General features: G+C 36.6%; 2 protein-coding genes. Both read left to right on the forward strand.

Annotation, left to right across the window (positions count from 1 at the left end):
• Positions 1-67: 67 nt before the first annotated feature.
• Positions 68-679, forward strand: coding sequence for a helix-turn-helix transcriptional regulator (locus tag Xets_RS14165; protein ID WP_187651953.1), 612 nt, complete (start codon positions 68-70; stop codon positions 677-679).
• A gap of 39 nt (positions 680-718) precedes the next feature.
• On the forward strand, positions 719-973 hold the full coding sequence (locus Xets_RS14170; protein ID WP_187651954.1) for a transglutaminase domain-containing protein: 255 nt from the start codon (positions 719-721) through the stop codon (positions 971-973).
• Positions 974-1,067: the final 94 nt, after the last annotated feature.

Consider the following 1,067-nt stretch of genomic DNA (forward strand, 5'->3'; position numbering starts at 1 on the left):
ACGAAATTACGCCAGTATGTTGGCACTGGCGTTTATCATTGTCTGGCTGCCAATGTGGGGAGAATAAATGATGAACACAAAACGTCAACAGACCCTAGTTCAACAGCCATTTTGGTTAATATTAATTAATCACACTTCATCACTAGCATATTGCTTACAACATCAGTATTTACCAGAAAACAAACCCTTTTCTTGTTTTTCTAGCTTCATTACTGAAGTATTATCTCTTAATGCGACAAATCTCCAAAGTGGAACACTAAATGTTTCTCGCTATAATACAGGGTGGAAAAAACTACTTGCTATCTTAGCAATTAATCACTGTTATCTTCCCCATAATATCAATGATCAACGTATCCAACAGGTACTCACAACGATTTACTCTACAAACGAACTTCCTGCTCAACAAGATTTTCTATTAAAAGCTATTTATCTATCTAAAAGCCGCTTATCACATCTTTTTACAGATATGACCGGCAGTAGTTTAAAAAGTTATTTGCTCTTTCAGCGTTTGATGCGTGCCCTTTGGCTGATTGCTCAAGGCAATCGTATCACTGATGCCGCACTCCAATGTGGGTTTGACTCCCCTTCTCATTTATCTGCCACATGTCGGAAATTAATGGGAATAAAACCAAGTTTTGCTAAACATGTCAGCCAATTTTTGAAAGTTCCAGAGGAATAAATCTACTACATTGTTATTTACTCAACTAGTAGGAGAATAATGATGGATAGATATTTAGTAGAAACACATTTGTTAGATTTTGAGGCTGAGAACATTCAGCAATTAATTCAATCACGCCATTGGCGAACACTACCTGAGAGTGAGAGAGTCAAGTCTGTTTATAATTTCGTCCGTGATGAAATTAAATTTGGTTTTAATGAAGATGACTCATTAACTGCATCATCAATCTTACAGTCTGGTTATGGCCAATGTAATACAAAATCTAACGCGATGCTCGACTTTAACATCTTATAACGTTGGCTTGTTGAAGCCAGTCGCGTTGACTTTTACCTTGTTTAAAATTGGCAAAAATACCCAACGTGTGAGAAAGAAGTTTTCTAGCAATTCG

Source organism: Xenorhabdus sp. TS4 (assembly GCF_014467265.1).
GTDB classification, from domain to species: Bacteria; Pseudomonadota; Gammaproteobacteria; order Enterobacterales; family Enterobacteriaceae; genus Xenorhabdus; species Xenorhabdus ehlersii.